9 protein-coding genes are annotated in these 13,571 nt (G+C 62.8%); 6 read left to right on the top strand and 3 right to left on the bottom strand.

Annotation, left to right across the window (positions count from 1 at the left end; translation table 11 throughout):
• Positions 1-4 precede the first annotated feature (4 nt).
• Genes NHH73_10710 through NHH73_10700 form a run of 3 tightly spaced genes read right to left on the bottom strand, consistent with a single transcriptional unit; the run spans position 5 to position 4,959 of the window.
• Entirely contained in the window at positions 5-1,336 is a 1,332-nt protein-coding gene (locus NHH73_10710; protein USX28717.1) for a mannanase, read from the bottom strand.
• 25 nt (positions 1,337-1,361) lie between these two features.
• Positions 1,362-3,656, bottom strand: a complete 2,295-nt coding sequence (locus tag NHH73_10705) for a glycoside hydrolase family 3 C-terminal domain-containing protein (protein ID USX28716.1) — start codon at positions 3,654-3,656, stop codon at positions 1,362-1,364.
• 37 nt (positions 3,657-3,693) lie between these two features.
• Positions 3,694-4,959 carry a sugar MFS transporter gene (locus NHH73_10700; protein ID USX28715.1) on the bottom strand — a complete coding sequence of 422 codons (1,266 nt, stop codon included), beginning with the start codon at positions 4,957-4,959 and terminating at the stop codon, positions 3,694-3,696.
• A 311-nt stretch (positions 4,960-5,270) separates the two neighbouring features.
• Here NHH73_10700 and NHH73_10695 point away from each other — a divergent pair, with 311 nt between their 5' ends.
• From NHH73_10695 to NHH73_10670, 6 genes are all read left to right on the top strand, one after another.
• Positions 5,271-6,335 carry a LacI family transcriptional regulator gene (locus NHH73_10695; GenBank protein ID USX28714.1) on the top strand — a complete coding sequence of 355 codons (1,065 nt, stop codon included), beginning with the start codon at positions 5,271-5,273 and terminating at the stop codon, positions 6,333-6,335.
• A 147-nt stretch (positions 6,336-6,482) separates the two neighbouring features.
• Complete coding sequence (locus NHH73_10690) at positions 6,483-7,694, top strand: AGE family epimerase/isomerase (protein USX28713.1); 1,212 nt, start codon at positions 6,483-6,485, stop codon at positions 7,692-7,694.
• A gap of 1 nt (position 7,695) precedes the next feature.
• On the top strand, positions 7,696-8,628 hold the full coding sequence (locus NHH73_10685) for a carbohydrate kinase (protein USX28712.1): 933 nt from the start codon (positions 7,696-7,698) through the stop codon (positions 8,626-8,628).
• Positions 8,629-8,859: 231 nt separating this feature from the next.
• Positions 8,860-11,931, top strand: a complete 3,072-nt coding sequence (gene fdnG / locus NHH73_10680; protein USX28711.1) for a formate dehydrogenase-N subunit alpha — start codon at positions 8,860-8,862, stop codon at positions 11,929-11,931.
• 20 nt (positions 11,932-11,951) lie between these two features.
• Complete coding sequence (fdxH, locus tag NHH73_10675; protein ID USX28710.1) at positions 11,952-12,875, top strand: formate dehydrogenase subunit beta; 924 nt, start codon at positions 11,952-11,954, stop codon at positions 12,873-12,875.
• The gene (locus tag NHH73_10670) at positions 12,862-13,536 is read left to right on the top strand and encodes a formate dehydrogenase subunit gamma (protein USX28709.1); all 675 of its coding nucleotides are present in this window, start codon (positions 12,862-12,864) and stop codon (positions 13,534-13,536) included. The genes fdxH and NHH73_10670 overlap by 14 nt, the downstream gene beginning before the upstream one ends.
• Positions 13,537-13,571: the final 35 nt, after the last annotated feature.

Below are 13,571 nucleotides of genomic sequence, written 5' to 3'. Positions count from 1 at the left end.
CCCCTTAGCGTTTGATGGAATTGAGTTTGTCGGCGTATTCCTTGATCAGCTTGAGCGAGCTGGTGTCCGAGTCGAACACCGAGTACAGGCCCTGCTCTTCCTGCGGTGGATCGCCGACGAAGTCGTTACCCGGCTTCCACCAGTAATCCGCGTTGGCCGCGCGCCCGGCACCGCCCCAGGCCCAGAAATTGAAGCCGGCGATCGGATCGCCCTTCTTGGCCCCATCGTAGACGAAGTCGAATACTTCGCGGTAGAAGCGGTCGCGGATCTTGGTCGTGGCCTTGATACTGAACGAGGCGCCGTCACGATCGAGGCCGAATTCCTCCAGCACGATAGGCTTGTCGAGCTTCCTGGCCAGGTCGATGTGCGAGGTCAGGTAGTTGCGGCTCTTGGCGATGGCGCCGTCCCACGAACCGGTTGGGTCCTTGGAATCGAACCAGCCCCAGTTTTTCGGCCACAGGTGGTAGGTCAGGTAGTCGATGTTCTTGGTGCGGTGCGAATCGAGGAACAGCTGCGCGTCCTGGGCGGAGCCGGCCAGGCCTTCGCTGCCGCTGCTGACCATGTGGTTCTTGTCCAGGCTATGGATATAGCCGGCGGTTTCGTCGATCCACTTGATGTAGGCCTTTTTCTCTTCAGGCGTGGCGTTGCCGTTGCCTGGGCGAGGCTCGTTCGCCAGCTGCCACGACATCAGGATCGGGTCTTCCGAGTACGGCTTGCCGGTGATGGTGTTGACGCGCTTGACGATCTTCTGGATCACGTTGCGGTATTCTTTTTGCGCGGCTGCGTTGACGTAGAAACGCGCGTTCTTCTTCATATAGTCGTCGTAGTCCTTGGTCACGTTCGGGTCCAGCGCCGGCGTGCCTTCGAACCAGTTCAGATACTGCGTCATACCGCCCGACCACTGCCAGAAGTTATTCAGGTAAAGCACCACCGTCATATCGCGCTTGGCCGCTTCGGCCATCAGGAAGTCCAGGCCGACCAACAGGTTCTCGTCGTACTCGCCCGGCTTGGCGGTGGTCGCCGGACTGACGGCGCTTTTCATATCGGTCTTCTCGGAGACGGCCAGCACGCGCAGGTTGTTGATGCCGATCGCGCGCATGCTATCGAGTTCCTTGAGCAGGCGGGCGCGCTCGCCCACGCCTTTTGGGGCGCCGAGGTAGCCGCCGTACCAGAAGTTGGCGCCGACGATATAGTAGGCCTGGCCTTTGCGCGCGAAGTGGGTCTTCTTGGCGCTGACGAAATCGCCTTTGCCGACAGCCGCGCCATCGGCTGCGGAAACGATGCCGCATGCGCTGATCATCAACGCGGTGGCGCAGAATTTGTAAAGTTGTTTCATGTCTCGTTCTTTCTTTTTATGGAGGTTACTTGGTTGGCTTGCCTGCGACGTTCAAAGTCTGCTTCGGTAGCTGCACGGTGATGCTGGCGGCCTTGGCATCACCCGCGTCATGCGCCAGCAACACCTTGTAGCCGCCGCTGGCGACACGCCAGGTCTTCGATTTGCCGTCATACATGGCCAGCAGGCGCGGATCGACCGTCACGCTGACGTCCTTGCTCTCGCCCGGCGCCAGTTCGACCTTGTCCCAGCCGGCCAGGCGCTTCGGCGCTTCCCACTTGACGCCTACCGGCGATACATACACCTGCGGTACGTCTTTGCCCTTGACGGCGCCGGTGTTGGTGACCTTGAAGCTCAGTTGCAGCTTGCCGTCCTTCTCGCTGGCCGCCAGGCCGGAATACGAGAACTGCGTGTACGACAAGCCATGACCGAAGGGGAACAGCGGCTTGAGGCCCTTGGCGTCGAACCACTTGTAGCCGACCGCCGCGCCTTCGTGATAGTTGACGGTGAAGCGCTCGCGGTCCTTCTTCGGATCGCCGTCCAGTTTTGGACGCGGCAGCTGGCTCTCGGAGACCGGGAAGGTAGCCGGCAGGTGGCCGGACGGATTGACCTCGCCATACAGCACGCGGGCGATCGCCTCGCCACCGCCGCTGCCGGCGTACCAAGCCTGCACCACGGCGGCGGTCTGGTCGACCCACGGCATCAGCACCGGACCGGAGGTCTCCAGCACCACCACGGTTTTCGAATTGGCCTTGGCGACGGCGGCGATCAGCGCATCCTGGTTGTCCGGCAGCGACAGCGACACGGCATCGAGCGCCTCGCCCACCCACTGCTGCGCGAAGACGATGACGACATCGGCGTCGGCCGCTTCCTTAGCCGCCGCGGCGGCATCCTTGCCGTCGTTGTAGACCACCTTGGCGCCGCCGGCGCGGGCCTTGATCGCCTTCAGCGGCGACGACGGGTGGTACACCACGGGACCCGGCCAGATGGTGGGTTCGATGCCCGGCACCGCATTGCCGCCGACCGGATACACCAGCGACGAGCCGCCGCCAGCCAGCACGCCGACATCCGAGTGGGCGCCGATAACGACGATCTTTTTGGCGCCGGCCTTGAGCGGCAGCACGCTGCTGGTGTTCTTCAGCAGGACGATGCCCTCCTCCGCGTCGGCCTGGCTCACCTGCTTGTGCGCGTCGAAATCGATGGCGCCGCCTTCCTTGACCGGATTATCGACCACGCCCTTGTCGAACATCGCCCACAGGATGCGGTACGCCATGTTGTCCAGGCGCGCCTGCGGCACGTGGCCGTTTTCAACCGCCTCCTCCAGCGCGCCGCCGAAGTAGGCCGACTTGTCGAACTCCCAGCCGGAGTGTTGATCCAGGCCGCTGTTGGCCGATTCCACGGTGCTGTGGACGGCGCCCCAGTCGGACATCACATAGCCCTTGAAGCCCCAGTCCTTCTTCAGCACCTGGTTGAGCAAGTAGTCGTTTTCGCAGGCGTAGACGCCGTTCAGGCGATTGTACGAGCACATGACCGAGCCGGGATTGGACTGTTCGAGCACGAACTGGAACGCCAGCAGATCGGACATGCGGTTGCTGGCGTCGTCCAGGCGGGCGTCGAGCACGAAGCGGCCGGTCTCCTGGTTGTTGACGGCGAAGTGCTTCATCGTCGCGATCAAGTTGTTCGACTGGATGCCCTTGATCTGCTGCGCCACCATGGTGCCGGCCAGCAGCGGGTCTTCGCCGGCGTATTCGAAGTTACGGCCGTTGCGCGGCTCGCGCAGCAGGTTCACGCCGCCGGCCAGCATCACGTTGAAGCCGGAGGCGCGCGCCTCGCGGCCGATCATGGCGCCGCCCTGGTAGGCCAGGTCGCGGTTCCAGGTGGCGGTGGTGGCCAGACCGGAAGGCAGCGAGGTGCGCTCGCGCGGGTTTTTGCTCAGTTGCGTGGCCACGCCCAGACCAGCGTCGGTCTCAAACAGCGCCGGCAGGCCCAGACGCGGCACGCCCGGAATGTAACCGGCCGAGAAAGGCAGCGCGGCCGGATGCTTCTTGGTCTTGTTGGGGACGAAGTCGGCGCCGAAGTAACCCAGCACCCAGTTCAGTTTTTCCTGCTGGGTCATGGCCTCCAGCGCCAGCCTGGCGCGCTTGTCGGCACCCAGCGACTTGTCCAGCCAGGGCTTGGATGCCGGTTCGGCAGGCCCGTTTGCCTCTTGTCCGGCGGCGTAGGACGGCAGCGCGGTCGCCACGGTGACGATGGTAGCGGCGGCAAGCGTTGCGGCCACCGCCAGCGCGATGGCCAGCGGACGCAGATTGAGTTCGGAATTCATGGCTGTCTCTCTTTATTATGGAAGGCGAAATCAAAAATCAACGGCTGGAATACATACCGGCATATTTCAGGCCGTAGTAGAGGATAAAGGTATAGCAGGCCGCCGGCACGAAGAACGACAGCTGCAGGCCGATGGTGTCGGCCAGCAGGCCTTGCGCGAACGGCACCAGCGCGCCGCCGACGATGGCCATGCACAGGATGCCCGAACCCTGGCTGGTCAGGGGACCGAGTTTGTACAGCGCCATGCTGAAGATGGTCGGGAACATGATGGAATTGAACAGGCCGACCGCGATAACGGCCCACATGGCGAGCGCGCCGTGCGAGAAGATCGCCGTCAGCAGCAGCACGATGGAGGCGGCCGAGTTGAACGCCAGGGCCTTGCCCGGGCTGACGTAGCGCATCACGCCGAAGCCGATGAAACGGCCGATCATGGCGCCAAGCCAGTAAAAGCTGACGTAGTTGGCAGCCGCGCCGTGCGACATGCCGGCGATGTTGGACTCGCCCAGGAAGTTGATCAGGAAGCTGCCGATGCTGACCTCTCCGCCGACGTACAGGAAGATGCCGATCGCGCCCAGCACCAGGTGGCGGTGCGATGTCACTTTTTTGTCCAGCGTGTAGGCGCTGGCTTCCTCGGCATCGACGATCTTCGGCAGGCGCACCAGCGCGAACAGGATGGCGATGGCCAGCAAGGCGGCTGCCAGCACCAGATATGGTCCCTGCACTGTGGCGGCTTCCTCGGCCTTGGTCTTGACGATGTTGGCGACGGCCGGAACGCCTTCGGACAGGATCAGGAAACCACCCAGCGCCGGAGCGATCGCGGTGCCGAGCGAATTAAACGCCTGCGTCAGGGTTAGGCGGCTCGACGCGGTGGCCGGCGCGCCCAGCGCCGCAACGTAGGGATTGGCGGAGACCTGCAGGATGGTGATGCCGCCGGCGAGGACGAACAAGGCCAGGAGGAACAGCGCGTAGCCGCCCATCGAGGCGGGATAGAACATGGCGCAGCCGATGGCGGCGACCACCAGGCCGGCGACCGCGCCGCGCTGGTAGCCCAGGCGCTTGATCAACATACCGGCGGGGAGCGAGACGATGAAGTAAGCGCCGAAGAAGCAGAACTGCACCAGCATCGCCTGCACGTACGTCAGCGTATAAATCGATTTAAGGTGGGGAATCAGGACATCGTTCAGCGAGGTTATCAAACCCCACATAAAGAACAGCAGCGTGATGATCATCATCGGGAAGGTGTTGCTCCCTCCCTGACGCGCATGGTCGTGGGTACTCAAAGTCGCCGGTGCAACGTGCTCCATCAGCTGTCTCCTCTTGGATGGTTTTTATATTAATGAAAAGATTCTGCATCGGCAACGGCCAAGGGTCAAATAGCAAGCGCATTTGGGGCGCAGTTTAGCCGCCTTCACTAAACACGCGATGCCAGGCGATACGGCGTGTTGCGCCGCAGCGTACGGCTAAAAACCGCGTGTTTAGTAAATTGCGCTAAACTTTTCGGGAAAGTCGACGTGTCGTTTGACCGTGGCTGGACGATTATGCAAGACTGCATCCATACCAGAAACCCGCCGACGGCACCGCCGCGAGCCGGTTCATGAGAGATTTGGAGACTGAGATGGGCGATTCCACAAATAGCGCGGCGACCACCGGAGTGACGATACGCGATATCGCACGCGTGGCCGGCGTGTCGGCGGGGACCATTTCACGCGCACTGAAAAACGAACCGGGATTGACCGAGGCCACGCGCCAGATGGTGCTGGAGGCGGCGCGCAACCTCGGTTACGACTTTTGCAAACTGCGCCCGAAGCGCTTGCGCCGCCTGACGTTCCTGCTGCACCGCCAGCACAACACCGCCTCGAGCAGCCCTTTCTACTCGCCGGTGCTGCACGGCGCCGAGGAAGCCTGCCGCAAGCAGGGCATCGTGCTGTCGTTCATGGCGGTCGGCCCGGCCGATGGATTAATCGACCAGATACGCATGCATGCGCCTGACGGTATCGTCTGCGCCGGCTTCTTCGAGCCCGAAACACTGAGCGCCCTGCGCTCGACCGGCAAGCAGCTGGTGCTGATCGATATGAAGCTGCGCGGTTACAGCTCGGTCAATCCGGACAATATGATGGGCGGCTATCTGGCGACCAAACACCTGATCGACACCGGCCGCACGCGGGTCGGCTTCATTTCAGGTCCGCTGTCGCATTACAGTATTCGCGAGCGGGCACGCGGCTACCGCCAGGCGCTGTTCGAAGAAGGCATCCTGGCCGACCCGCGTCTGGAAGCGGGCCTGCCGGACGGCGTCGACCTGGAAACCGGCGCATGGGAGGCGATGGAGCAGTTGCTCGCCCTGCCCCATCCGCCCGACGCCGTATTCTGCTACAACGACAGCGCCGCGCTGGTGGCGATGCGCTGCTGCCTGGCCAGGGGATTGAAGGTCCCGCACGACATCGCCATCGTCGGTTTCGACGATATTTCGACCGCCGTGCTGGGACATCGCCCCTTGACGACGCTGCGCATCGATAAGAAGGCGCTCGGCGCGCTGGGTGTTGAGATGCTGTTGAATGGCCCGCATAACGAGCCGGTCGAGAAAATCGCACCGGTGGAACTGGTGGTACGGGCCAGCACGGTGTTCGACGGCTGGCGGGTGCAGAAGCCGCAGGGCAAAGGAGGCAGCGTGGCCGCCGCCTGAATCCAGCCAGACCGAGGAAGATCGCGCAACAATCGGGATTGGCGCCGCGCCGATGCGGGGCCTGCGCGCGCCTGAAAATATAACACCGGGCAGCCGTAAAAAGCGCCCTGCCTATCAACCAACAACGAACCAACAACGGACCCAATGATGGTACCAGATTTTCAATCCCGCGCAACGCTGCTGAACCACATCCGCCATACCCGCCAGTTTTACGACAGCCGTTGCGTGGACTCGAGCGGCGGCTTCTATCACTTCTACAAGGATGACGGCACCGTCTACGATAGCCACACGCGCCATCTGGTCAGCAGCACGCGCTTCATTTTCACGCACGCGATGGCGTGGCGCCAGTTCGGCGAGGCGGCAGACCAGCAGCGCCTGCGCCACGGCCTGGCCTTCCTGCGCGCCGCCCACCGCAACCCGGCAACCGGCGGCTATGCGTGGCAGCTGGACTGGAACAACGGCGAAGGCCGCGTCACCGACGGCACCAACCACTGTTACGGCCTGGCCTTCGTGCTGCTCGCCTACAGCCACGCGTTGATGGCCGGCGAAACCGAAGCCCGCGCATGGATCGACGAAACCTTCGCGTTGATGGAACAACGCTTCTGGGACGCCAAATACGGCCTGTACGCCGACGAGGCCAGCGCCGACTGGTCGACCTTGGACGCGTATCGCGGCCAAAACGCCAACATGCACGCCTGCGAGGCGCTGATCGCAGCCTTCGAAGCGACCGGCGAGCGCGCCTTCCTGCTGCGCGCCGAAACACTGGCACGCAACATCACGCAACGCCAGGCCGCGCTGGCAGACAATCTGATTTGGGAACACTATCACGCCGACTGGTCGGTCGACACCGAATACAACCGTCACGACAAGAGCAATATCTTCCGTCCGTGGGGCTACCAGCCGGGCCACCTGACCGAATGGGCCAAGCTGCTGCTGCTGCTGGAACGCCATGGCGACCAGCTGGAAGGCGGCAAGGACTGGCTGCTGCCGCGCGCCGTGGAGCTGTTCAACGCGGCGATGGACAAGGCGTGGGACGCGCAGCACGGCGGCATCTACTACGGCTTCGGGCCGGACGACAGCATCTGCGACGATCTCAAATACTTCTGGGTGCAGGCCGAGAGCCTGGCCACCGCCGCCCTGCTGGGAGCCCGCACCGGCGAGGCAAGCTACTGGACCTGGTACGACAAGATCTGGGCCTATAGCTGGGAGCATTTCGTTGATCACCAATACGGCGCGTGGTACCGCATCCTCGGCGCCGACAACAGCAAGCTGACGGACGAGAAAAGCCCGGCCGGCAAAGTGGATTACCACACCATGGGCGCCTGCTACGAAGTGCTGAACGTATTGAAGAAGGATTGAGATGGCGACTTTCCCTTTGTTTGTCGCGGCGGGCGAAGCGCTGACCGACATGATCGTGCAGGACGGCGACCAGCCGAATCCACAGCGCTGGCTTAGCCAGGTCGGCGGTTCGACCTGGAACGTGGCGCGCACAATGGCGAAGCTGGAGGTGCCGACCGCGTTCGCCGGCGCCATCAGCATCGACGTCTTCGGCGACGCGCTGCACGGCGCCAGCGTCGCGGCCAACCTCGACATGCGCTTCCTGCAGCGCTACGCGAAATCGCCGCTGCTGGCGATCGTGCACCGCACCGATCCACCGGCCTACTTCTTCGTCGGCGACGACAGCGCCGACCTGCACTTCGACGCCTCGCTGCTGCCCGAAGGCTGGCGCGCGCACTGCAAATGGGTGCACTTCGGCGGCATCAGCCTGGCGCGCCAGCCTTTGGCCGGCAAGCTGGTGGCGCTGGCCGAACAGCTCAAACTGGACGGCGTGCGCATCAGCTTCGATCCGAACTACCGGCTGCTGATGGACGAGCGCTATGACGCCACGTTGCGCCGCATGACGGAGCTGGCCGACGTGGTCAAGGTGTCGGAGGAGGATCTGGCGGGCCTGTTCCGCAGCGACGACATCGAGACCGCGTTCGCCACGCTGCGCAGCTGGAATCCGGGTGCGACCTATCTGTACACCAAGGGCGGCGACGGCGCCTCGCTGCACATCGGCGGCGAGGAATGGGCGCTGCCGGCGCCGCGCATCACCGTGATCGATTCGGTCGGCGCGGGTGACGCCAGCATCGCGGCGCTCGCGTACAGCATGATGCACCACCCCGAACGCGTGCCGCTGGAGCACCTGCGCTTCGCAGTGGCCGCCGGCGCGGCGGCGTGCCTGGCGGCCGGCGCCTCGCCGCCGTCGCTGGCGGCGATCGAAGCGCTGCTGCCATCGACTGTCGGCGTCTGAGCCGCGTTAGCTTATTGACACGTGAGTCGGATACGCCGGCACGGCGCGATCCGACGCATGTCGTAGCAAATTAATCATCTTCCTTCAACAAGCCGTTAAAACATTATTCTTTGAGCTATATCAAAAGTGCGGCACTGGCGTTAACCCAACATTTGACCCGTGTCAGTGCGAACATAAATGTTTTTCCGGTGCTACACTCGGAAAGTCTTTGTTCCAACTGAGAGGCTTTCCATGAACCAGATGTCCAGGCGACAGTTCCTTCGGGTGACTGGCGCAACCATCGCGGGTTCGAGCATCGCGCTCCTCGGCTTTGCGCCGGCAACGGCCCTGGCCGAAGTCCGGCAGTACAAGCTGGCGCGCAGCACCGAAACCCGCAACACCTGCCCCTACTGCTCCGTAGGCTGCGGAATCCTGATGTACGGTTTGGGCGACGGCGCCAAAAACGCCACCGCCAAAATCATCCACATCGAAGGCGATGCCGACCACCCGGTCAACCGCGGCACGCTGTGTCCAAAAGGCGCAAGCCTGATCGACTTTATCCACTCGCCGAATCGCTTGATGGTGCCGGAATACCGCGCCCCGGGCGCCACGGAATGGAGCCCCATCGCCTGGGATGACGCGCTCACGCGCATCGCCAAGTTGATGAAGGCAGACCGCGACGCCAACTTCATCGAGAAGAGCGCCGACGGCAAAACCGTCAACCGCTGGACCACGACCGGCATGCTGTGCGCGTCGGCCGGCTCCAACGAAGTAGGCTACTTAACCCATAAAACCATGCGCAGTCTGGGCATGCTGGCATTCGACAATCAAGCACGTGTATGACACGGTCCGACGGTGGCAGGTCTTGCCTCGACATTTGGACGTGGTGCGATGACGAATCACTGGGTAGACATCAAGAACGCGGATGTCATCCTGGTCATGGGCGGAAACGCCGCTGAAGCACACCCTTGCGGATTCAAATGGGTCACGGAAGCGAAGGCGCATCGTGGCGCCAAGCTGGTGGTGGTCGATCCGCGCTTTACCCGAACCGCTTCGGTAGCCGACTATTACGTCCCTACCCGCACCGGCTCGGACATCGTATTCCTGGGCGCGGTCATTAATTACCTGCTCACGAACGACAAAATCCAGCACGAGTACGTCCGCAATTACACGGACATGCCGTTCATCGTCCGCGAGGACTTCTCCTTCACCGACGGCCTGTATTCGGGCTACGACGAGGCGACCGGCAAGTACGCGGACAAGAGCAGCTGGAACTACGAGATGGGCGACGACGGCTACGCCAAGATCGATCCGACGCTCGAGCATCCGCGCTGCGTGTACCAGCTGATGAAGAAGCACTACTCGCGCTACACCCCGGAGATGGTGGAGAAAGCCTGCGGCGTGCCGCCGGAGAAATTCCACAAGGTCGCCGAGATGCTGGCGTCGACGGCAGTCCCCGGACGCGCCGCGACCATCCTGTACGCCCTGGGCTGGACCCAGCACTCGACCGGCGCGCAAACCCTGCGCACCGGCGCGATGGTGCAGCTCCTGCTGGGGAATATCGGTATCGCCGGCGGCGGCATGAACGCGCTGCGCGGCCACTCCAACATCCAGGGCCTGACCGACCTGGGTCTGCTGACCAATATGCTGCCCGGTTACCTGACCCTGCCCGGCGAGGCGGAACAGGATTGGGAAGCCTATACGGCCAAGCGGGCGCTCAAGCCTTTGCGTCCGAACCAGCTTAGCTACTACAGCAACGCCAAGAAGTTCCTGGTCTCATTCATGAAGGCCTGGTGGGGCGACGCCGCCACCGAGGAAAACAACTACGCGTTCGACTACCTGCCGAAGCTCGACAAGCCGTACGACATGATGCAGGCCTTCGAGCTTATGCATCAGGGGAAAATGAACGGCTACATCTGCCAGGGCTTCAACATCCTGGCGTCGGCGCCGGACAAGCAGAAGATCACCGAGTCGCTGTCGAAGCTGAAGTACCTGGTGGTGATGGACCCCCTGGCCGTGGAAACGGCGGAGTTCTGGCGTCCGTTCGGCGAGTTCCACCAGGTCGATCCCACCAAGATCATGACCGAGGTGTTCCGCCTGCCGACCACCTGCTTCGCCGAGGAACGCGGCTCGCTGGTGAGCTCCTCGCGGGTGCTGCAGTGGCACTGGCAAGGCGCCGAAGGCCCCGGCCAGACCAAGAGCGATCTGGAGATCATGTCCGGCATCTTCATGCGCATCAGGAAGATGTACCAGACCGACGGCGGCAAATTCCCCGACCCGATCGTCAACCTGACGTGGAACTACGCCCAGCCTCTGAGCCCGCAGCCGGAGGAAATCGCGATGGAGTTCAACGGCAAGGCGCTCAAGGAGCTCACCGATCCGAAGGACCCGACGAAAGTCATCCTGAAGAAGAACGAGCAGCTGGCCGGCTTCGCGCAACTGCGCGACGACGGCAGCACCGCCTGCGGATGCTGGATCTTCGCCGGTTCCTGGACCGCCGCCGGCAACCAGATGGGACGCCGCGACAACAGCGACCCGACCGGTATCGGCAACACGCTGAACTGGGCCTGGGCCTGGCCGGCCAACCGCCGCGTGCTGTACAACCGCGCCTCGTGCGACACCAAGGGCAAACCGTTCGATCCGACCCGTAAGCTGATCGGCTGGAATGGCACCAATTGGGCCGGCGCGGACGTACCGGACTTCAAGGCCGACGAACCGCCGGAAAACGGCATGGGTCCCTTCATCATGCTGGCCGAGGGTGTGGCGCGCTTCTACTCGCGCGACGCCATGGCCGAAGGTCCGTTCCCCGAGCACTACGAGCCATTCGAGACGCCGATCGGCCACAACCCGATGCACCCGAATAACCCGCGCGCCACCAGCAATCCGGCCGGCCGCATGTTCCCGGGCGACAGGGCGAAGCTGGGCAAGGCGAACGAGTATCCACACGTGGCGACCAGCTACCGTCTGACGGAGCACTTCCACTACTGGACCAAGCACGCGCGCCTGAACGCGATCATCCAGCCGGAGCAATTCGTCGAAATCGGCGAAGACCTCGGCAAGGAGATCGGCGTGACGCACGGCGACCGTGTCAAAGTCAGTTCCAAGCGCGGACACATCGTGGCGAAGGCCGTGGTGACCAAGCGTATCAAGGCATTGACCATCGACGGCAAGAAGACCCACCAGGTCGGACTGCCGATTCACTTCGGGTTCAAGGGAGTCACCAAACCGGGCTACCTGATTAACACCCTGACGCCGACGGTTGGAGACGGCAATTCACAGACACCGGAATTCAAGTCGTTCCTGGTGAAGGTGGAAAAAGCATGACGGCCCGAGGAGAATAAAACATGGCTTTACAATCACTTGATATCAAACGAATGTCGGCCACCACGGTGCAGACGCCGGTGGCGCGCACGCCTGCCACGGGCACCGTGGCCAAGCTGATCGACGTCTCGAAGTGCATCGGCTGCAAGGCATGCCAGACCGCCTGCATGGAATGGAACGACTTGCGCGACGACGTCGGCGAAACCACCGGCGTGTACGACAACCCGCTCGACCTGACGCCGCAATCCTGGACCGTGATGCGCTTCTCGGAGTATGAGAGTAACGACGGCAACCTCGAATGGCTGATCCGCAAGGACGGCTGTATGCACTGCGAGGACCCGGGCTGCCTGAAGGCCTGTCCGGCCCCGGGCGCCATCGTCCAGTACACCAACGGCATTGTGGATTTCCATCAGGAGAACTGCATCGGCTGCGGCTACTGCGTCGCCGGGTGCCCGTTCGATGTGCCCCGCATCTCCAAGAAGGACGACCGCGCCTACAAGTGCACTTTGTGCTCGGACCGCGTGGCCGTCGGCCAGGAGCCGGCCTGCGTCAAGACCTGCCCGACCGGCGCCATCGTCTTCGGTACCAAGGAAGACATGAAGGTGCATGCGGCCGATCGCATCGAGGACCTGAAGTCGCGCGGTTACGCCAACGCCGGCCTGTATGATCCGGCCGGTGTCGGCGGCACGCACGTGATGTACGTGCTGCACCACGCCGACAAGGCGCCGTTGTACCATGGGCTGAAGCAGAATCCGAGCATCAGCCCGATGGTCGGTTTGTGGAAGGGCTTGACCAAGCCCCTCGCGCTGGCCGGCATCGCCGCGACGGCGCTGGCGGGATGGTTCCACTATTCGCGCGTCGGTCCGAATGAGGTCAGCAGGGACGAGGAAGCCGAGGCTTTGCATGAGGCCAACCGGATCAGGGAGAACAGAAATGAGCACACCTGAAAACAAACCGTTGCGTGACAAGGACGGCAATCCGCTGATCGAACGCTACACGCCGAATGAACGCAGCAACCACTGGGTCACCGCCATCTGCTTTATCGTGCTGACGGTGTCCGGCCTGGCCATGTTCCATCCGGCGACGGCGTGGATGGCGGTGTTCCTCGGCGGCGGCCAATGGACGCGCATCCTGCATCCCTTCTTCGGGATACTGATGTTCGCCTCGTTCGCGCTGCTGGTGGTGCGCTTCTGGCACCACAACCGCTTTGAAAAAGGCGACACGCAGTGGCTCAAGCAGGCCGGCGACGTGGTGAGCAACCGCGAAGAAAAGCTGCCTCGGGTCGGCCGCTACAACGCCGGCCAGAAAGTGCTGTTCTATGTGCTGATCCTTTGCATGCTTGGCCTGCTGTTGTCGGGTATCGTGATCTGGCGCGCGTACTTCGCGTTCTACTTCCCGATCGACGTGGTGCGCTTTGCCGCGTTGCTGCATGCGTTCTGCGCTTTTGTGATCATTTGCTCAATAGTGGTTCACATCTACGCAGGCTTCTGGATCAAGGGTTCCATCGGCGCGATGGTGCGCGGCACGGTCACCTACGGGTGGGCGCGCAAGCACCATCCGCGCTGGTTCGAGGAAGTCGCGCGGAGCACAAACAAGCCGCGCGATTGATTTATCAATTTGGGATTAAAATAGTTCCCAAGCCG

This window comes from Oxalobacteraceae bacterium OTU3CINTB1 (assembly GCA_024123955.1).
In the GTDB taxonomy this organism is placed as follows: Bacteria; Pseudomonadota; Gammaproteobacteria; order Burkholderiales; family Burkholderiaceae_D; genus Rugamonas.
This window is presented reverse-complemented; position numbering and strand designations above follow the sequence as displayed.

Excerpts from the sequence above, each read along its gene's own strand:
- NHH73_10705 (USX28716.1), bottom strand. The coding sequence starts at position 3,656 with ATGAATTCCGAACTCAATCTGCGTCCGCTGGCCATCGCGCTGGCGGTG.
- NHH73_10695 (USX28714.1), top strand. The coding sequence starts at position 5,271 with ATGGGCGATTCCACAAATAGCGCGGCGACCACCGGAGTGACGATACGC.
- NHH73_10700 (USX28715.1), bottom strand. The coding sequence starts at position 4,959 with ATGGAGCACGTTGCACCGGCGACTTTGAGTACCCACGACCATGCGCGT.
- NHH73_10685 (USX28712.1), top strand. The coding sequence starts at position 7,696 with ATGGCGACTTTCCCTTTGTTTGTCGCGGCGGGCGAAGCGCTGACCGAC.
- NHH73_10670 (USX28709.1), top strand. The coding sequence starts at position 12,862 with ATGAGCACACCTGAAAACAAACCGTTGCGTGACAAGGACGGCAATCCG.
- NHH73_10710 (USX28717.1), bottom strand. The coding sequence starts at position 1,336 with ATGAAACAACTTTACAAATTCTGCGCCACCGCGTTGATGATCAGCGCA.
- fdxH (USX28710.1), top strand. The coding sequence starts at position 11,952 with ATGGCTTTACAATCACTTGATATCAAACGAATGTCGGCCACCACGGTG.
- NHH73_10690 (USX28713.1), top strand. The coding sequence starts at position 6,483 with ATGGTACCAGATTTTCAATCCCGCGCAACGCTGCTGAACCACATCCGC.